We start from the raw sequence: 19,396 nt of genomic DNA, 5'->3' as shown, positions 1-19,396 counted from the left end.
GAGGGGGCCGGGTGAGCGAGGGGCAGCGGCTGTTCGTCGGGGGCTCGTGGGTCCCGCCCGACGACGGCTTCTACGAGGTGACCGACCCGGCGACCGAGGGCGTCGTCGGGCTGGCCCCGGAGGCGTCGCGGGACCAGGTGTACGCGGCGACGGCCGCCGCCCGGGACGCCTTCGGCGCCTGGTCCCGCACGCCCGCCGAGGAGCGGGCCGCCGTCCTCGGCCGGGCCGCAGGTCTGATCCGGCGCGGTCTCGTCCCCTACGCCGACCTCGCCCGGGCGGAGAGCGGCGCCACGACGGGCACGGCGCGCGCCATGCAGGTGGGGGTCGCCGCGGCCCGTTTCCAGCGGTACGCGCGCGTGGAGCCGGTGGAGCAGCCGCTGTTGCCGCAGGTCAACGAGGCCGGGCCGTTCGGTCCTGCGGCGGTGCTGGGGGCGCTGGCCGTGCGCCGGCCCGTCGGCGTGGTCAGCTGCGTCACGTCGTACAACAACCCCTGGGCGAACGCCGCGGGCAAGGTCGCCCCCGCCCTGGCCATGGGCAACACGGTGGTCGTGAAGCCGGCTCCGCAGGACCCGCTGTCCGTGTACCGGATGGCCGAGGCGCTGGAGGCGGCGGGCGTGCCGCCGGGCGTGGTGAACGTGGTCGGCGGCTCGCGGGCGGAGGTCGGGCAGGCGGCCGTGGACTCGCCCGATGTGGACATGGTGAGTTTCACCGGTTCCACCGCCGTCGGGCAGCGCATCGCCGAGGTGTGCGGGCGCGGGATGAAACGGCAGCTGATGGAGCTGGGCGGCAAAGGGGCGGCGGTCGTCTTCGACGACGCGGACCTGGAGTCGGCGGTGGCCGGGATCGGCACGACGTTCTCGTTCTACAGCGGGCAGATCTGCACGGCGCCGACCCGGGTGCTGGTGCAGCGGTCCGTGCACGACCGGCTGGTCGAGCGACTGGCCGCGTACGCCGAGCAGTTGAGGATCGGCGATCCGCGCGAGTCCGGCACGGTGGTCGGGCCGGTGATCTCGGCGGCCCACCGGGACCGGGTCGAGTCGTACGTGGAACTGGGGCGCGAGGAGGGGGCGCGGGTCGTCACGGGGGGCCGCCGGCCGCCGCACGCACGCGGGTTCTACGTCGCCCCGACCCTGCTCACCGACTGCACCCCCGGCATGCGGGTGGTCCGCGAGGAGATCTTCGGGCCGGTGGTCGTGGTGGTGCCCTTCGACGACGAGGACGAGGGGGTCGGGCTGGCCAACGACAGCGACTACGGCCTGATCGACTACGTCTGGTCGGGCGACGTGGCCCGGGCCTTCCGGGTGGCCCACAGGCTGCGGGCGGGCGGGGTCGGCGTCAACACCGTGGGCCGCAACATGGAGGCGCCGTTCGGCGGCTTCAAGAAGAGCGGGGTGGGACGGGACGTCGGGTCGTACGCGCTGCACGCGTACAGCGAGGTGCAGTCGATCGTCTGGGCGGGGTGAGAGGCCGGGTCCTGGCGAGCGCCGGGACCGGGCTCAGTCGGTCAGGTCGACGCGTACCGTCAGCAGACGCGTGCCGAGGGCGCGGACCGCGGTGCTGTTCAGGCGCGGCAGGGTCCTCAGCCGCGCCCGGGCGTCGTCCGCCGGCATCGGACGGGCGACGCCGTGGTGCCAGCGGCCGTGGACCCGGACTCTGACCCGCGGGTCCGCCCGGATGTTCCGTACGTACTGCGACTTCTCCCCGTACTCGGAGACGAGCCAGAACGTCCGCCCGGTCCTGCGCCCGCCGACCGGTGTCCGGCGTGGCAGGCCCGAGGTCCGTCCGGTGGTCTCCAGCAGCGTCTGGAACGGCAGCCGCCGCAGCAGGGGGTTGGCGACCCGCCGCTGGAAGGCCGTGACCGCCCGGAATTTGACCTCGTCGTACCGCGACATCCCGCGCCTCTCCCGTCCCCGGCTCCTTGCGGCTGAAGGTACTCCCCGTGCCGCCCGTAGCGTCGCTACGAACACGGGTAGCATCGTTACCCACACAGTGTTAGCGTTGCTTTTATCGGGGCGTCAGCACCGCTGCCCCACCGAGACGAGGAGCGCGCCATGAGCGAGCAGCCCACCACCGCCACGGCCACCGGCACCCGCGTCGCGATCGTCACCGGCGGCTCGCGCGGGATCGGCCGGGAGACCGCCGAGCGCCTGGCCGCCGACGGATACGCCGTCGTCGTGAACTACGCCGGCAACAAGGCCGAGGCCGACAAGGCCGTCGCCGCCATCACCGGCAGGGGCGGCCGGGCCTTCGCCTTCCGCGCCGACGTGGCCGAGGAGACCGAGGTGGCGGCCCTCTTCGACGCCGTCGAAGCCGCCTTCGGCGGCATCGACGTGGTCGTCCACGCGGCAGGCGTCATGACCCTCGCCCCGCTCGTCGACACCGGCCTCGACGCCCTGGACCGGATGCACCGCACCAACATCCGCGGCACGTTCGTCGTCGACCAGCAGGCCGCGTGACGGCTGCGCGCGGGCGGCGCCCTCATCAACTTCTCCAGCTCGGTGGTGGGCCTCGCCCTCCCCGGCTACGCCGCGTACGCCGCCACCAAGGGCGCCGTCGAGGCCATGACCCTGATCCTGGCCCGCGAGCTGCGCGGGCGGGACATCACCGTCAACGCGGTGGCCCCCGGACCCACCGCCACCGCGCTGTTCCTGGACGGCAAGGACGAGGAGACCGTCGCGCGGATGGCCGCCCAGGCACCGCTGGAGCGCCTCGGCAGCCCGGGGGACATCGCCGAGGCCGTCGCCTTCCTCGCGGGCGCCGGACGCTGGGTCAACGGCCAGGTGCTGCGCGCCAACGGCGGCATCGTCTGAGCGCCGGGCCCTGCTACGGGGCGGGTAGCGTCGCTCCCGTGAGTACCAGAGCGCGCATTCTCGAAGTGGCGGCCGCCCTCGTCGCCGAGTCCCCGGACGGGGACGTCTCCACCCGGGCCGTGTGCGAGGCGGCCGGCGTCGGGGCGCCCGCGCTCTACCGGCACTTCGGGGACAAGGAGGGACTGCTCTCCGCCGTCGTCGACCACGGCTTCGGCCGGTACCTGGCGACCAAACGCGAGCGCACCCCGGCCACGGACCCCGTCGAGGACCTGCGCGACGGCTGGGACACCCACACCGGCTTCGCGCTGCGCAACCCCAGCCTCTACCGGCTGATGAACTCCCCGGCGATGCGCACGCCCCCGGCCGCCGCCCTGGAGTCCCACCGGATCCTCACCTCGGACCTGCGCCGGGCCGCCGAACAGGGCAAGCTGCGGCTCTCCCCGGAACTGGCCGCCCAGATGATCATGTCCGCCAACGTCGGGGTCTCCCTGATGCTGGTGTCCCGGCCGGCGACCTTCGACGACCCGGGCATCTCCCGGCGCGTCCGGGACGCCGTGCACGCGGCCGTCTTCACACCCGAGGCCATGGCCGGCGCCCCCGCGGACGACCCCGGCGCGACCAGTGCCGCAGTCCCGTCCTCGGCGGCCCGGCTGGCCGCCGTCCTGCGCCGCTCCCCGAGCCCGTCCCTCACCCAGGCCGAGGGCGCCCTCCTCACCGAATGGCTGACCCGCCTGGCCGACGACCCGCAGGCCTGACCCCCCTGCCCGCGCCCGCCGGGGACCCGCGCCGCCGGCCCCGCCCCTCACCGCCGCCCCAGGAACACCGGATTGGTGAACGCGGCCAGGGCTCCCGGCAGGCCGGGTGCCGTCGGGGCGTGCCGGACCTCGGCCCGTACGTAGGCCGCGTGGGCCGGCGTCGTGCGCCACTCGGTGGTGCCGGAACCGGAGTCCGGCACGGCCGAGGTGAGCAGCACGCCCTGGTCGGTGACGAGGCGGACCGTGCAGCCCGCGGCGCCCGTCACCTCCAGCCGGACGGTCACCGGGGCGTCCCGGTCCACCCGCAGCCGCTCGCCGATCCCGGCGTGCTCACCCCTCCGGCCGGTCGCCGTGAACGCGAGCGACACCGCCCGGGACTCGGCGACGTAGCAGCGGCCGGCGCGGATGCCGTCCTGGATCGCCTCGCGGGTCAGGTCGTCGGCGAGGACGACGGTCTGGGGCAGGCCGACCTGGTCGGGGTCGCGGTGGGCGTCGCTGTTGCCCATCGCGGGGATCCAGGCGTCGCCCGCCCGCACGGAGGCGACCAGCATCGCGTCCCAGTCGGCCAGCGCGATCTCGTCGTCCGGCGTGCAGGGGCCGTTCCACACCTCGATCGCGTCCGCCTCGCCGAAGCCGAACTTCCAGCCGCAGCCGATGCACGTCGCGTGCGGGTGGGCGGGCACCACCAGGCCGCCGGCCCGCCGGATCCGCCGGGCGTACCTGCCGAAGCGGTTGTCGCGGGCCCGGTAGCGCCAGTCGACGAAGGTGCCCGGGTCGGTGCCGAGCGCCACCACGTGACCGTTGCGGGTCGTCACCTCCTCACCGAGCATGATCAGCAGGTCGTCGCCCGCCACATCCGCCCAGTGGGGGTGTGCGGCATGGGTGTTGTGGTCGGAGGAGTTGATGAAGTCCAAACCCGCGGCACGCGCGAGCGCGCCGATCTCCGCCGGGGTGCGGCGGCCGTCCGAGTACCAGGAGTGCAGGTGGCAGTCGCCGCGGTACCAGGCCCTGCCGCGCCCCCTGGCACGGGCGGGCGGGTACACCGGTTTCACCGCGGCGCCCGGCTCGCCGTAGGTGAGCGTGACGGTGACCTCGTAGCGCAGGCCCTGCGGCGCCACCGTGTACGGGCCGAGGGCGATGTGCCAGGTGCCCGCGCGGACCGGCCCCGGAAGGTAGCCCGGTGTCGCGTCGTCCGCCCGGACGAAGAACTCCGGGCGGGCGCCGCCCGACCAGCCGCGGAAGCCCTCGCCGCCCAGCTCGGTGCCGCGCTCGTCGAACAGCCCGATGTCCAGAGCGTTGCCGGGAGTGCCGGCCGGCACCGACGGCTTCTCGTAGGTGTACGCGACCCTGAACTCCCGTACACCCGAGGGGACATCGACCGGCAGATACACGAAGTCGGGTGAGCCGGTGGGCAGGGTGCCCCGCACGGTCCTGGTCTCCTGACCGTCCGCCGCGTGGGCGCCGCTCGGGAACTCCACACTTCCCAGCGTGAGCGCGGCGGCGGCTCCCGTCACGAACAGCGCGCGTCTGCCGATGCCGTGGTCGTCGTCGCACATGCTGCTGCTCCCGGGGTGTGATGAGGGACGGGGGTGGCGCGAACCACCCTGCTATTCACCCGTGAACTCCGGTGCAAGGGAAGGGGATACGCGGCCATCGAGCCGACGGCAGGCGCACGGTGACCGGCTCCGGACCCGCGGCGGCCGGCGACGCGCGTACGGTGCCCCGTCCCGGACCGCGGCATCCGGTGGAACCCGGCCCGGCGGCACGAATCGGACAGTACCGGTTTCCGCTGATCACGCCGATCGTATGCTCGACGGATGACGACTTCCGCGACTTCCGAGGCCTCCGGAACCGGGCCGACCGCGAACTCCATGCGGCGCGCGCTCAGACGCGCGCGTGACGGCGTCGCGCTCGACGTCACCGAGGCGGCCGTCCTGCTCCGGGCCCGCGGCGCGGACCTGGACGACCTGGCCGCGTCCGCCGCCCGTGTGCGGGACGCCGGGCTCGCCGCGGCGGGCCGCCCGGGCGTCATCACGTACTCCAAGAGCGTCTTCGTCCCGCTGACCCGGCTGTGCCGCGACAAGTGCCACTACTGCACGTTCGTCACCGTGCCGGGCAGGCTGCGCCGGGCCGGGCACGGCATGTTCATGTCCCCGGACGAGGTGCTGGACATCGCCCGCCGGGGCGCCGAACTCGGCTGCAAGGAAGCCCTGATCACCCTCGGTGACAAGCCCGAGGACCGCTGGCCCGAGGCCCGCGAGTGGCTGGACGCGCACGGCTACGACGACACGATCGCCTACGTACGGGCCGTCTCCGTCCGCATCCTGGAGGAGACGGGCCTGCTGCCGCACCTCAACCCGGGCGTGCTGTCGTGGACCGACTTCCAGCGGCTGAAGCCGGTCGCCCCGTCCATGGGGATGATGCTGGAGACCACCGCCACCCGGCTGTGGAGCGAGCCCGGCGGCCCCCACCACGGATCGCCCGACAAGGAACCCGCCGTCCGGCTGCGGGTCCTGGAGGACGCGGGCCGCTCCTCGGTCCCCTTCACCAGCGGGCTGCTCATCGGGATCGGTGAGACGTACGAGGAGCGGGCCGACTCGCTGTTCGCGCTGCGCCGCGTCTCCCGCGCCTACCACGGCATCCAGGAGCTGATCATCCAGAACTTCCGCGCCAAGCCGGACACCGCGATGCGCGGGATGCCGGACGCGGAGCTGGACGAGCTGATCGCCACGGTCGCGGTCGCCCGGCACATCATGGGACCCTCCGCCTGCCTCCAGGCGCCGCCCAACCTGGTGGACGCCGAGTACGGGCGGCTGATCGGCGCCGGCATCGACGACTGGGGCGGGGTCTCACCGCTCACGATCGACCACGTCAACCCCGAGCGGCCGTGGCCGCAGATCGACGCGCTCGCCGAGCAGTCCGCGGCGGCGGGCTTCGAGCTCCGCGAACGGCTGTGCGTGTACCCGGAGTTCGTGCGGCGCGGCGAACCGTGGCTGGACCCGCGGCTGCTGCCGCACGTACGGGCGCTGGCGGACCCGGAGACGGGCCTCGCCCGTGCGGACGCGGTCGTCGAGGGGCATCCGTGGCAGGAGCCCGACGAGGCGTTCACGGCGACGGGCCGCACCGACCTGCACCACACCATCGACACCGAGGGGCGCACCGGCGACCGGCGCGAGGACTTCGACCTCGTGTACGGCGACTGGGCGGAACTGCGGGAGGCGGCTGCGCCCGGGATGGTGCCGTCCCGCATCGACACCGACGTGCGCCAGGCCCTCGCGACGGCCGCCGACGACCCGACGAGGCTCACCGACGACGAGGCCCTCGCCCTGCTGCACGCGGACGGCCCCGCGCTGGACGCGCTCTGCCGGATCGCGGACGACGTCCGCAGGTCGGCGGTCGGTGACGACGTCACGTACATCGTCACGCGGAACATCAACTTCACCAACGTCTGCTACACCGGCTGCCGCTTCTGCGCCTTCGCCCAGCGCCGCACGGACGCCGACGCGTACACGCTCTCGCTCGACCAGGTCGCCGACCGCGCCCAGCAGGCCTGGGAGGTGGGCGCCGTGGAGGTCTGCATGCAGGGCGGCATCCATCCCGACCTGCCCGGCACTGCCTACTTCGACATCGCCAGGGCGGTGAAGGAGCGCGTCCCGGGCATGCACGTCCACGCCTTCTCCCCGATGGAGGTGGTGAACGGCGCCACCCGCACCGGCCTGTCCGTCCGCGAGTGGCTGACGGCGGCCAGGGAGGCGGGGCTCGACTCCATCCCGGGCACCGCCGCGGAGATCCTCGACGACGAGGTCCGCTGGATCCTGACCAAGGGCAAGCTGCCCACGGCGACCTGGATCGACGTCGTCACCACCGCCCACGAGCTCGGCATCCGCTCGTCCTCCACGATGATGTACGGCCATGTGGACCAGCCCCGGCACTGGCTCGGCCACTTCCGCACGCTGTCCCGCATCCAGCAACGGACGGGCGGATTCACGGAGTTCGTGACACTCCCGTTCATCCACACCAACGCGCCGGTGTACCTGGCGGGCATCGCCCGGCCCGGCCCCACCGTCCGCGACAACCGCGCCGTGACCGCGATGGCCCGCCTGCTCCTGCACCCCCACATCCCCAACATCCAGACCAGCTGGGTGAAGCTGGGCACGGAAGGCGCCGCCGAGATGCTCCGCTCGGGCGCCAACGACGTCGGCGGCACCCTGATGGAGGAGACCATCTCCCGGATGGCCGGATCGAGTTACGGCTCCTACAAGTCCGTCAAGGACCTGATCGCGGTGGCCGAGGCGGCGGGCCGCCCGGCGAAGCCGCGCACGACGCTGTACGGCGAGGTCCCGCAGGAGCGGCAGCGGGTGGCCATGGCATCGGACGGGCACCTGCCGAAGCTGCTGCCGGTACTGGAGTGACAGCCCCCGGGCGGGCGGTACTGGAGTGACGGGCCGCCCGGCGGCAGGGGGTCTCCTAGGGCCTGTCGTTTGGATCAGGCTGGCTGTGACCGACGGTTCGTCCTGACCGACCGCGACGCCGGCGTGATCCAAACGACAGGCCCTAGACCCTGTCAGAAGGCGCCGAAGGCTCCGCAGCCCCGCCGAACGGCAGATGGATCACGACGAGCACGATGCCCGCGAGCGTGACGACACGGGTCGCGGCGTCGAGCCCGTTCCACGTCTTCGACTGCCACATGGCGAACCACTCGCCGCCGACGCCGATGAACCCGGCGCCGAACAGGAGCAGCACCATCAGCAGACCGTAGGTGGAGACGCGCCGGGCGAGGGCGTGGCCGCCGCGTATCCACAGAAAGGTGCCGGCCAGCAGGACGAGAGCGGCGAGGGTCTCCCAGACGATGACACCCACGTACGCGGCGTCCTGCCAGGCGTGCGAGGTGATCGCCCGCCACATCAGGTCGTCGTCCTCGAACGTCGTGTCCATCGCGAGGACATGCCGCACGAACTGCTGGTTGGTACCGAAGTCGGTGATGTTCCCGAAGGCGACGAGCGCCATGTAGAGCGCGACCGTCGCGGTGAGGAGGGTCGCGGCGAGGGAGAGGGGCGAGGGGGCGCGAGAGGGGCGTGAGGCGGCCATGGTTCAACCATGCCGTCGGGGGCGGGGTGACTCCCAGGTGTTTTCCGGCGCGTTGGGCCAGACTGGAGCCGTCCGACCGGCGGACGAGCGGAGGGAACGGCACATGACGGGGGCACGGTCGTCGACGCAGCAGGTGATCAACGAGCGCAGGCGGCGCGCCTTCGTCGGACGGGATGCCGAACGGGCGCTGTTCCGGGCGAACTTCGCACGGTCGCCGCAGGACGAGCGGCACACGTTCCTGTTCCACGTGCACGGCGACGCGGGCGTCGGCAAGACCTGCCTGGTGCGGGAGTGGGAGCAGATCGCGCGGGAGTGCGGGGCGCTGACCGTGTACGCCGACGAGGCCGTGGGCAGTGTGCCGGAGGCGATGGCGGCGATCAGCGTCCGGTTCGCCCGCCAGGGGCACCGGACGAAGGACCTCGACCGGCTGCTGGCCGCCTACCGCGAGCGGCGCCACGAGGCGGAGACGGCGGTCGCCGCGGCCCTCGGACCGCAGGGTCCCGACACACCGCAGGGACCGTACCCGCCGCGGCCGGACGCCCCGCCCCCGCCGTCGCAGGTGACGCTCGCGGCGGCCCGCGCCTCCCTCGTCGGCCTCGGACTGGTCCCGGGCGTCGGCGCCCTCGCCGGAGCCGTCGACCCGGTGCAGCTCGCCCAGGGCGCCGACCGGTTGCGGGCCTCGGTCGGTACCCGCATGCGCAACCAGGAGGACCTGCGGCTGGTTCCTCGCCCCCGAGGAGGTCCTCACCCCCGTGCTGCTGGACGAGCTGGCCGGGATCGCCGCCAAGGTCCCCTGGATCGTCCTGTTCTTCGACACCTACGAGCGCACCTGGACCTTCCTCGACGGCTGGCTGCACGACGTGCTGGGCACGGACCGCCACGGCGCGGCCCTCCCGGACAACGTCGTGGTCGTCACCGCCGGCCAGCGTCCCCTGGACACCGCACGCTGGGCCGGGTTCGCGGACTCCGTCACGGACGTACCGCTCGGGCCCTTCACCGAGACCGAGGCGCGCCTGCTGCTCGCCCGCCGGGACGTCGTCGACGAACCGGTCGTGCGGCAGGTGCTGCGGCTGACGGGCGGGCTGCCGGTGCTCGTCTCCACCCTGGCCGCACACCGGCCCGCCGCACCGGACGAGGTGGGCGACCCCAGCGGCACCGCCGTGGACCGCTTCCTGAAGTGGGAGCAGGACCCCCTGCGCCGGGCCGTGGTGCTGGCCTGCGCGCTGCCCCGGCGGCTGGACGCGGACGTGTTCCAGGTGGCCGCGCAGTGTGCGGACGAGGAGGCCGACGCGCTGTTCGCCTGGCTGCGGGAGCTGCCCTTCGTCGGTGACCGCGGGGACCGGGTGCAGTACCACGACGTCGTACGGGCACCGATGCTGCGCCTCCAGCGGCACCGTTCGCCGCGCGGCTGGACCGAGCGGCACACCCGCCTGGCGCGGACGTTCGCACAGTGGCGCGGCGAGACGGAGACGGGCCCGGACGCCGAACGGCCGTGGGCCGACGCGCAGTGGCGGGAGCTGCGCCTCGCGGAGTCCTACCACCTGCTGTGCGCCCGCCCGCGGGTCGCGCTGCCCGAGGTGCTGGCGGACGCGGTCCTCGCGTGCGACCTGGGCGAGGCCGTGGCCGGGCGGTGGGCGCGGGTCCTCATCGACGCGGGCGAGGACGCGGACGCCGTGGACGTGGCGCGCTGGGGACGCGAGCTGTCCGAGGCGCTCGCCGGCACCGGTGCGCCCGCCGGCACCGGTGCGCCCGCCGGCAGCGGCGCGGACGCGGGGGCGGCGGACATTGGCGTCGTCGCCGCGCTGGGCCTGCTGCTGAACCGGGCCGTGCTCGACCCGCCCCGGCAGGCCCTCGCCCGGACCGCCCGCGGCGCCGCCCTGCGACGCGCGGGCGCCCACGCCGGGGCGCTGGCGGAGTACGACCGGGCCCTCGCCCTCGATCCGGAACTGGCCCGCGCCTACCGGGGCAGGGCGATGAGCCGGGGTGAACTGGCCGACTACGAGGGCGCCCTCGCCGACCTGGACCGCGCCGTGGCGCTGGCCCCCGGCGACGGCCGGGCCTTCTCCGTGCGCGGGGAGTACCGGCGGATCCTGCGCGACTACGACGCCGCGATCCGGGACCTGGACCGGGGGATCGCCCTGGAACCTGCGCGGGCCTTCGCCTGGGCGTCCAGGGGGGCCACGCGGCTCAGCCGCGGCGAGCTCGACGCGGCCCTCGCGGACCTCGACCGGGCGCTGGAACTCAACCCGGAGTACGGGTGGGCGCTGGCCCGCCGGGCCCGCGTGTGGCGCGCCCGCGGCGAGCACGCCCGGCAGCTCGCCGACCTCGACCGGGCGGTGCGGTTCCAGCCGGACTGGGCGTGGGGCGCCTGCGAGCGCGGCGACGCCCTGCGCGTCGCCGGCCGGTACGAGGACGCTCTCGCCGACTACGACAGGGCCCTCGCGCTGGACGGCGCGTACGCGTCGGCGTACGCGAGCCGCGGCGCCTGCCTGAGCGCCCTCGGCCGCCACACGGACGCCCTCGCGGACCTGAACCGCGCCCTGGAGCTCAGGCCGGGCTACGCGTGGGCCCTGGAGCAGCGGGCGGCCGTCCACGCCCGGCAGGCCGAAGGCGGGGAGTGACCCGGCTCAGTGGGCGAGTTCCGTCCCGAAGAACGCCTCCTTCTCCGGGGCGCCCAGCGCACCCGGGCCGAAGGACGCGATGCGGGTCGTCGTCAGCCCCGTCTTCGAGCCGCGCAGCACCCAGGCCGCGCCGGAGTCCTTGTAGGTGCCGTCCTCGAAGGGGGCGGCGGCGACGAGGTCGGCCCGGTCGTTGGCGTTGACGTCCACCAGCAGGACCGTACGGCCGAAGCCGTCGCTCGTCTCGGACGCGCCGGGGACGCCGGCCGTCGACTGGTGGAACGCCTGGGCGCCGGACCCGGTGAGGCCGTGCGCGCCGCCCTTCAGCAGGACCACCGCGCCCGCCTCGCGGACGGAGCCCACGTCCTCGCCGGGGACGCCGACCGCGATGTCCGGGTAGCCGTCGCCGGTCACGTCACCCGCGGCCAGCGCGTAGCCGAACTGGTCGCCGAAGTCACGGCGGTTGTCGCCCGCCTCGTCCCGGCCGGGCACGCCCGCCGTGTTCTGGGTGATCTTCGCGGTACGGGTGGAGGGACCGTTCGCCGAGCCGTAGACGACGCGGACCGCGCCCGCGTCGAACTCGCTCGTCTCCGACACCTGGCCGACCTGGCGGGCCACGAGGTCGCCGTAGCCGTCCTGGTCCACGTCGGCGACGACGCCGCCCACCGTGTAGTGGCCGGTGCTCTTGTAGGTCGTGCTGAGGCCGGTCGGCGTGCCCTTGTAGAAGCGGGACCGGTACTGCATCTCCTCGAACCCGTGGGTGGTGACGACGTCGTCCTTGCCGTCGCCGTCCATGTCCCCCACGGCCATCCGCTGCGGGCCGGACTCGTCCGCGATGACGAGCGTGTCGGTCCGGGCGGGGACGCCCGCCCGGGTGAACGGACCGAAGCGGACCTCCAGATTGCCGTTGCCGTTCGCGACGAGGTCGGCGTGGCCGTCGCCGTCGATGTCACCGGCCGCCACCCGGTAGGCGGCGTCGGCGAGCGGTGCGCCGCCGCTCAGGCCGTGGGCGGAGCCCCACAGCACCATGGGGGCGTAGTAGCTGCCGACGGCCAGGTCGGTGTAGCCGTCCCCGTCGAAGTCGCGCGCGGCGGTGCTGATGCCGAAGGTGCCGTACTCCATGAGATCGCCGGGCACACCGTCGGCGGCCTGCGTGATCAGCCGGGGGTGCGCGCTGTCGGCGCCCGCGGCGGAGCCGTACACCACGGAGACCGAACCGGCCTGGCGGACGCCGGACACGGTGGCGTAGGGGGCGCTGACCGCGAGGTCGGCGAAGCCGTCGCCGTCGAAGTCCACGACAGGGGTCTTCGGCGCGGCCGCGGCGGCCGGTCCCGCGGTCAGGACGAGGGGGGCCGCCAGCAGGGCGGCCAGCGCCGCGCACCGGGCGGCGCCGCGACGGCTCTTGGGATGAGGCACGGAGGTCTCCGAAAGTTGGGGCCGGGTACGTCGGTCGTTCAGCTGGACCCGCGGGGGGCACAAACGGTTGTGGCGCAGGCGACCGATCGTGGCCCTGAACCGACCGTTCCCGTTCGATTACAGTGCTGAGCGACGCGGACCGGAGGAGGGCGTGGTGGGTGCGACATCCGGTGCCGTCTGGGGCCGCAGGGAGCAGCAGGACTTCCGCAGCCGGGTCCGCGGGACGCTGCTGGGCGCCGCCGCGGGCGACGCCCTGGGCGCCCCGCTCGACGGGCTCACCCTGGCGGAGATCCGGGAGGCGCACGGCGCGGCCGGTCTCACCGACCTCACCACCGGGCCGGGCGGACGCGGCACCGTCTCCCACCTCACCCAGCTGACGCTCTTCACCTTCGACGGGCTGATCCGCGCCCAGGTGCGCCGGGACACCGGCGCCTGGCACCCGCCCACCGACCTCCACCGGGCCTACCGCCGCTGGGCCGCGACCCAGAGCGACTGGGGGCCCGACGAGCGCCGCGAGGACGACGGCTGGCTGGCCCGCGAGGAGTGGCTGTACGCCCGGCGCGCTCCGGCCCGCGCCTGTCTGCTCGGCCTCGGCGACGAGACCATGGGCACGCTCGACGCACCCAAGAACCCGGGTGAGCTGGGCGCCGAGGCCGCCGCCCGGTCGGCGCCCTTCGGGCTTCTGGTCGGCTGGGAGCCGCAGTTGGTGATGCAGCTCGCCGTGGAGTGCGCGGTGCAGACGCACGGGCACCCGCTGGCCTACCTGTCGGCGGGGGCGTACGCGGTGGTGGTGCACGCGCTGGCGCGCGGGGAGAGCCTCGACGGTGCCGTGCAGCGGGCGTTGGCGCTGCTGGCCGCGCGCCCGGGGCAGCAGCCCGTCACGGACGCGCTCCAGCACGCCCTGGGCGCCGTGCGGCAGGGGATGCCGACGCCCGCCCGGGTCGAGGAGCTGGCCGGGGAGGGTACGGCGGAGGGGCTGCTGGCGGCGGCCGTGTACTGCGCGCTGGTCGGCGAGGACGTACGGCACGGCCTGTCCCTCGCGGTGAACCACGGCGGGCCCTCGGGTGCGGCGGGCGCCCTCACCGGGGGACTGCTCGGCGCCCTGCACGGCGAGACGGCCCTCCCGCCGGCCTGGCTGGCCGAGCTGGAGGGCCGTCCCACGATGCTCGTCCTCGCGGACGACTTCGCCATGGAGATGACCCAGGGGCCCGCACTGCACGGGCCCGCCGGATCCTCGCCGGGCTGGCTCGCCCGGTACCCGCGCGCCTGACCGGTTGGGGGCGGCGGCATGCCGGGCGCCGGTCAGTCCTTGACGGGCGTGCCCACCACCCCGTCCGCCGCCCGGGCCGGGCCGGGGAGCGTGGCCGCCGTCGGTCCGGAGCCGTCGTCGTCCGTGTTGATGATCTCGATGATCGCGTCGCGCTCCGGGGTGTCCTCGGGCTTCAGGAAGCCGATGAGGATGTACAGGAACAGGGAGATCGCCATCGGCACCGAGACCTGGTACTCCAGCTTCACGTCCGTGCGCTGCGCGAAGTCCAGGTGGTAGTTCATCAGGAAGAACGCCACCAGACCGCAGGCCCAGCTGGTGAGCGCCGCCGTCGGACCGGACTTACGGAACGGCCGGAGCAGGCCGAGGATGAACGGGATCGCGATCGGTCCCATGAGCCCCGCCACCCACTTGATGACGACGGTGATGATGTCCTTGAAGGTGGGGGAGTTGACCTGCGTGGCCACCGCCATGGAGAGGCCGAGGAAGGCGACGGTGGTGACGCGTCCGGCGATCAGCCCGGCCCGGGTGTCCCAGGCCCGCGCGGCCTTCGAGAGCACCGGCATGATGTCGCGGGTGAACACGGCGGCGATGGCGTTCGCATCCGAGGAGCACATGGCCATCGTGTGGGAGAAGAACCCGACGACCACCAGGCCGAGCAGGCCGTGCGGCAGCAGCTGTTCGGTCATCAGCCCGTACGCGTCGGAGCCGTCGGGCTTCTTCGCCGTCACCAGGAGCGGGGACAGCCACATCGGGATGAAGAGGATGAGCGGCCACACGAACCACAGCGTGGCGGACAGGAACGCGGACCGCGTGGCCTCCTTGGCGCTGCCCGTCGCCATGTAGCGCTGGGCCTGGTTCCACATGCCGCCGTTGTACTCGAACAGCTTGATGAAGAGGTACGCGATGAAGAAGACCGTGAGGTAGGGGCCGGCGAAGCCGTCCGCGTGACCGTCCAGCTTCGGCGAGTCCAGCGCCTTGGACAGACCGCCCTGCTCGGAGATCTTGTTCAGCGCGATGACCAGCATCGCGACGCCGGCCAGCAACTGGATGACGAACTGGCCGAGTTCGGTCAGCGCGTCGGCCCACAGCCCGCCGATGGTGCAGTACACGGCCGTGATGCCGCCGGTGATGAGGATGCCCTGGGTGAGCGAGACCCCGGTGAAGACGCTGAGCAGGGTGGCGATGGCGGCCCACTTGGCGCCGACGTCCACGATCTTCAGCAGGATGCCGGACCAGGCGAGCGCCTGCTGGGTCGGCAGGTTGTAGCGGTCCTTCAGGTATTCCAGTGGCGAGGCGACGTGCAGTCGCGACCGCAGCCGGTTGAGCCGGGGCGCGAAGGCCTTGGCGCCGATCGCGATGCCGATGGCGATGGGCAGCGCCCAGGTGACGTACGAGGTGATGCCGTAGGTGTACGCGATGCCGGCGTAGCCGGTGAACATCACCGCGCTGTAGCCCGACATGTGGTGCGAGATGCCGGACAGCCACCACGGCATCTTGCCGCCCGCGGTGAAGAAGTCGCTGACGTCGTCCACGCGCTTGTGGGACCAGATGCCGATCGCGGTCATCACGCCGAAGTACGCGACCAGGACGGCCCAGTCGAGACCGTTCATGTGCCCCCTCCAGGGGTCCGCCTTGTGAATCTGCAGGTACCGGAAGGCACTTCGCCAGTACGCCTGGGGTCCCCCCTGCTCGGGCGGAGCCGAGAGCCCGGGGGAGGGCGGAGCCCCCGTGCGGGTGCGGGGACTTCCGGGATTGAACCGCCGGTTCGACCGGCCGGTCAAGACCCGCACGATCACGGATATGAACACAGATCAGAAAGCAGAACGATTTTGCTTTCTCTTGACCTGTCGGGATGTTGTCGTGCTCGTGGCGTGAACCACACGATGAGCGGGCACTTCGCCAGACGGACCAGCGACAAGGAGACAGGCGTACGGGATGCGGGTCCCGTGCGGCCGGGAAGGGAGGCACCCGCCGCGACTAGCGCATGAGTTCGCCGGCGTTCACGAGCAGGGACTGCCCGGTGATCGCCCGCGCCCGGTCGGACGCCAGGAACACCACGGCGTCCGCCACATCCCCGTCCGTGGCAAGCTCGGGCAGCGCCATCCGTTCGGTGAGCCGCTCGCGCACGACCGCCTCCGGCACGCCCTCGGTGTGCGCAGTGAACCGGACGTACGCCTCGACGGGCGGGCCCCACATCCAGCCCGGCAGCACGGTGTTGACCCGGATCCGGTACGGGCCGAGTTCCCGGGCCAGTGAGTACATCGCGCTGGTCAGCGCGCCCTTCGACGCCGCGTACGCCGCCTGCCGCACCTGCGAGGGGGCGGCCGCCGACGACTGGGTGCCGATGACGACGACCGAGCCGCCGCCCTCCTTGAGGGCGGGCAGACAGGCGCGGGTCATCCGCAGCGTGCCGAGCAGGTTCACGTCGATGACCGACTGCCAGGTGGCGAAGTCGGCGTCCTCCAGACCGCCGAAGTAGCTGTCCCGGGCGGCGACATGAACGACGGCATCGATCCCGCCGAACCGCTCCCGGGCGAGCGCCGCCAGCGCCTCGCACTGCCGCTCGTCCGTGATGTCCGTCGCCCGGTACGCCGAGTGGGCGCCGCCCGGGTCGACTTCGGCGGCCGACTTCGCGAGGTTCGCCTCCGTACGCGCGCCGAGGACCGCGTTGCCGCCGTCGCGCACGACGGCCGCCGCGACCCGGTGACCGAGCCCGGGGCCGACCCCCGACACGACGACGGTCTTCCCCGCGAGCAGCGGCATCGGAGACCTCCCGGCTCTGGCGCATTGTCTGACGGAGCGTCAGAGTATGGGCTGCCGCCGGAGGAGGGAAGCCCCGCGCGGAGCCGCACCGGAAGGGGAGCGACATGAGCGAGGACACCCGCAGCGAGGTGTACGCGGAACTGGCCGCCCTCGGCCCGTACGGAGTGCACCCGGGCCACGCCCTGATCACCATGGTCGAGCCGCACCCGGGCCACGAGCACGCGTACAACCGCTGGTACGAGGACGACCACTACTACGCGGGCGCGATGGCGATGCCGTGGATGTTCGCCGGCCGCCGCTGGGTGGCCACCCGCGATCTCCAACTCCTGCGCTACCCGGCGGAGTCGGCCGTCGCCCGCCCTGTCACCGCGGGCTGCTACCTCTCCACGTACTGGGTCACCGAGGGCCGCTACGACGATCACATGCGGTGGACCGTCGGCATCAACAGGCGCCTGAACCGCGACCACCGCGTCCACCGGGAGCGCACGCACGTCTTCACCGCGTTCCAGGACCACGAGAGCACCGTCTACCGCGACGGCGCGGCCGGTCCCCGCGACTTCCACGCCCTGGACCACCCGTACGCGGGCCTGGTCCTGGAGGTCGTCGACGCCGACTCCACCGAGGGGCGCGCCGAGCTGCTGGAGTGGCTGCGCTCCCGTCATCTCCCCGGCCGGCTGGCCGGCTCCCCGTCCGCCCTGGTCACCGTCTTCTCGCCGACCCCCCTGCCCGGCGACCGGATGACCTACGTCAAGCAGGTCGAGGGCGTCGGCACCCGGCTGACCCTGCTGTGGTTCCTGGAGGCGGACCCGCGGGAGTGCTGGCAGGCATGGTTCACGGGCCTGGACGAGGCGGTGGCGGCCTCGGGCCTCGGCCGCGTGGAACTGGTCGCCCCCTTCGTCCCGACGGTGCCCGGCACGGACACCTACGTGGACCGGCTCAGGTGACCGGGCGGCCGGCTGCCGAGGGAAGAAGGACCGAGGCAGGGGCCGAGGCAAGGGCCGAGCCCCCTCGGCCAGGACGGCGGGCCGGACGAGAGGGCTCTGTCTGTGGTGCGTATGCGGTTGGTCGGTGCGGTTGTGGGTGGGATGGATCGGTGGATCGGTGCATCAGGTCAGGCGAGGTCGAAGGCTCCCCGGCCGACCTCGGCCACGAAGGTGTTCCACGAGCGTGCGGGGAACGCCAGCGTGGGACCCTCGGGGACCTTGGAGTCCCGGACGGCCATCGCCGCGAGAAGAGGGGACTTGACCTCGACGCACGCGCCGTTGCCGGTGGAGTACGAGGACTTCGTCCAGGTGTCCGTGGCGCCTTGCTGGATTGCCATTTTTGCTCCGGTAGCCAGTCGTTGAGTTGCTGTCACCGCGCAGCGGGTTCCTTCCGGAGCCCGCGGTTCGGATTGCGCCACCGTTGTTGCTCGATGGCGTGATCGACGCTACTCGCCCGCACCGGTGGGCGAAGCGACTATTCACTCGACTGGATGGCATATTCCAGGTGGGTCTTCCATCCCGGTCCAGCGAAGGTGTAGTGTCCGCGCCTTCGCCTCGGGAGGCCCGTTTCGGAGCGCCTGCGCATCCGTCCGGGACCCCGGCGTGCGGCTCAGCGCGCGTACTCCTTCGCGATGTCCGCGATGAACTGACGGGACTGCTCCACGTTCAGTGCCTGCGCCCGCAGATGCTCGTACATCACGCTGTACTTCTGGACGTCGTTCGCCTTCTCCAGGTACAGGTCGCTCGTGACGCCCTCGATGTAGACGACGCTCGAGTCCGCCGCGTCCGGGAACTCCAGGATCGCGTACTGCCCGTTGAGCCCGGGATGCGCGCCCATGTCGAAGGGGATCACCTGCACGGTGACGTGCGGCAGCTGGGACTGCTCGACCAGGTGCTCCAACTGGTCCCGCATCAGGGAGCGGTTGCCGACGGTGCGGCGCAGCGCCGCCTCGTCGAGCACCGTCCACAGGCGCAGCGGGTTGTCCGGGGCGGAGATTCGTTCCTGCCTGCGCAGGCGCACCTGGACGCGCTTGTCGATGTCGCCCGGGGCCGTCTCCGGCAGGGCGCCGGCGATCAGGGCCTCTGCGTACGGCCGGGTCTGGAGCAGCCCGGGGACGACCTGCGGATCGTAGACCCGCAGCGAGGCGGCGTCGGTCTCCAGACCGATGTAGACGCTGTACGGGATGTCACCGAACGAGTGCCACCAGCCCTGCTGGCGCGAGTCCTTGGCCATCTGCATCAGCGAGTCGACGATCCGGTGGTCCTCGACCTCGTAGACCCCGCACAGGTCGCGGACATCACGCTGGCTGATGCTGCGCCGCCCGTTCTCCAGCCGGCTGATCTTCGACTGCGAGACCAGCAGCCGCTCGGCGACCTCCTCCGCGGTCATGCCCTTGAGCTCACGGAGCCGTCGCAGCTCCTGGCCCAGTCGGCGGCGCCGGACGGTGGGATTGACATTGGACGCCACGGGACGTGCACCTCCGGCTGCGTGCCTCTACTTTGCGTATCTGCTGCTGAGCAGACTGCCACCAAGGTGCTTGATACCGCTGGGAAACAACGGATATGCGCTGCGTACACGACAGTTCGGGCTTCGACCGTACATGCGGCCGCGGGGGGGGGGGGGGGGGGGGGGGGGGGGGGGGGGGGGGGGGGGGGGGGGGGGGGAGGCGCAAGTGGACGATCGGACCACCGC

At 73.1% G+C, this 19,396-nt stretch carries 14 protein-coding genes and 1 pseudogene; 7 read left to right on the top strand and 8 right to left on the bottom strand.

Translation table 11 applies throughout. The features are described from left to right. Positions 1–11: 11 nt before the first annotated feature. Complete coding sequence (locus AC069T_RS05965) at positions 12–1,463, top strand: aldehyde dehydrogenase family protein (protein ID WP_478781554.1); 1,452 nt, start codon at positions 12–14, stop codon at positions 1,461–1,463. A gap of 33 nt (positions 1,464–1,496) precedes the next feature. On the opposite strand, the gene AC069T_RS05960 is transcribed toward AC069T_RS05965, so the two are convergent. Then, on the bottom strand, positions 1,497–1,892 hold the full coding sequence (locus AC069T_RS05960; RefSeq protein WP_478781553.1) for a nitroreductase/quinone reductase family protein: 396 nt from the start codon (positions 1,890–1,892) through the stop codon (positions 1,497–1,499). A gap of 159 nt (positions 1,893–2,051) precedes the next feature. On the opposite strand from AC069T_RS05960, the pseudogene AC069T_RS05955 reads away from it, so the two are divergent. Next, positions 2,052–2,810: pseudogene (locus AC069T_RS05955) on the top strand (SDR family oxidoreductase). 38 nt (positions 2,811–2,848) lie between these two features. Then, entirely contained in the window at positions 2,849–3,565 is a 717-nt protein-coding gene (locus tag AC069T_RS05950; RefSeq protein WP_478781552.1) for a TetR/AcrR family transcriptional regulator, read from the top strand. Between the two features lie 47 nt (positions 3,566–3,612). On the opposite strand, the gene AC069T_RS05945 is transcribed toward AC069T_RS05950, so the two are convergent. Further along, positions 3,613–5,121 carry a CehA/McbA family metallohydrolase gene (locus AC069T_RS05945; RefSeq protein ID WP_478781551.1) on the bottom strand — a complete coding sequence of 503 codons (1,509 nt, stop codon included), beginning with the start codon at positions 5,119–5,121 and terminating at the stop codon, positions 3,613–3,615. Between the two features lie 261 nt (positions 5,122–5,382). Here AC069T_RS05945 and AC069T_RS05940 point away from each other — a divergent pair, with 261 nt between their 5' ends. Continuing rightward, the gene (locus tag AC069T_RS05940) at positions 5,383–7,977 is read left to right on the top strand and encodes a bifunctional FO biosynthesis protein CofGH (protein WP_478781550.1); all 2,595 of its coding nucleotides are present in this window, start codon (positions 5,383–5,385) and stop codon (positions 7,975–7,977) included. A gap of 142 nt (positions 7,978–8,119) precedes the next feature. Here AC069T_RS05940 and AC069T_RS05935 read toward each other — a convergent pair whose 3' ends face one another. Beyond that, on the bottom strand, positions 8,120–8,653 hold the full coding sequence (locus AC069T_RS05935; RefSeq protein ID WP_478781549.1) for a DUF2165 domain-containing protein: 534 nt from the start codon (positions 8,651–8,653) through the stop codon (positions 8,120–8,122). A 752-nt stretch (positions 8,654–9,405) separates the two neighbouring features. Here AC069T_RS05935 and AC069T_RS05930 point away from each other — a divergent pair. After that, a complete protein-coding gene (locus tag AC069T_RS05930) occupies positions 9,406–11,274 on the top strand; it encodes a tetratricopeptide repeat protein (protein ID WP_478781548.1) in 1,869 nt (622 codons plus the stop codon). Between the two features lie 6 nt (positions 11,275–11,280). Here AC069T_RS05930 and AC069T_RS05925 read toward each other — a convergent pair whose 3' ends face one another. Further along, a complete protein-coding gene (locus AC069T_RS05925; protein ID WP_478781547.1) occupies positions 11,281–12,687 on the bottom strand; it encodes an FG-GAP-like repeat-containing protein in 1,407 nt (468 codons plus the stop codon). Positions 12,688–12,841: 154 nt separating this feature from the next. Here AC069T_RS05925 and AC069T_RS05920 point away from each other — a divergent pair, with 154 nt between their 5' ends. Further along, complete coding sequence (locus AC069T_RS05920; RefSeq protein WP_478781546.1) at positions 12,842–13,957, top strand: ADP-ribosylglycohydrolase family protein; 1,116 nt, start codon at positions 12,842–12,844, stop codon at positions 13,955–13,957. Between the two features lie 32 nt (positions 13,958–13,989). Here the strand turns inward: AC069T_RS05920 and AC069T_RS05915 are convergent, their stop codons facing one another. Then, a complete protein-coding gene (locus AC069T_RS05915) occupies positions 13,990–15,567 on the bottom strand; it encodes a sodium:solute symporter family protein (protein ID WP_478781545.1) in 1,578 nt (525 codons plus the stop codon). 367 nt (positions 15,568–15,934) lie between these two features. Then, the gene (locus AC069T_RS05910) at positions 15,935–16,720 is read right to left on the bottom strand and encodes an SDR family oxidoreductase (protein ID WP_478781544.1); all 786 of its coding nucleotides are present in this window, start codon (positions 16,718–16,720) and stop codon (positions 15,935–15,937) included. 104 nt (positions 16,721–16,824) lie between these two features. Here AC069T_RS05910 and AC069T_RS05905 point away from each other — a divergent pair, with 104 nt between their 5' ends. After that, the gene (locus tag AC069T_RS05905) at positions 16,825–17,664 is read left to right on the top strand and encodes a hypothetical protein (protein WP_478781543.1); all 840 of its coding nucleotides are present in this window, start codon (positions 16,825–16,827) and stop codon (positions 17,662–17,664) included. Between the two features lie 167 nt (positions 17,665–17,831). Here the strand turns inward: AC069T_RS05905 and AC069T_RS05900 are convergent, their stop codons facing one another. Both AC069T_RS05900 and AC069T_RS05895 read right to left on the bottom strand, forming a co-directional pair. Beyond that, positions 17,832–18,041: a DUF397 domain-containing protein gene (locus AC069T_RS05900; RefSeq protein WP_478781542.1), complete on the bottom strand. Its 210-nt coding sequence runs from the start codon at positions 18,039–18,041 to the stop codon at positions 17,832–17,834. 272 nt (positions 18,042–18,313) lie between these two features. Next, entirely contained in the window at positions 18,314–19,171 is an 858-nt protein-coding gene (locus AC069T_RS05895; protein WP_478781541.1) for a helix-turn-helix domain-containing protein, read from the bottom strand. Positions 19,172–19,396 lie beyond the last annotated feature (225 nt).

This window comes from Streptomyces sp. NPDC043867 (genome assembly GCF_056435845.1).
The sequence above is the reverse complement of the archived record's forward strand: the minus strand, read 5'-3'. Positions and strand labels throughout refer to the sequence as shown.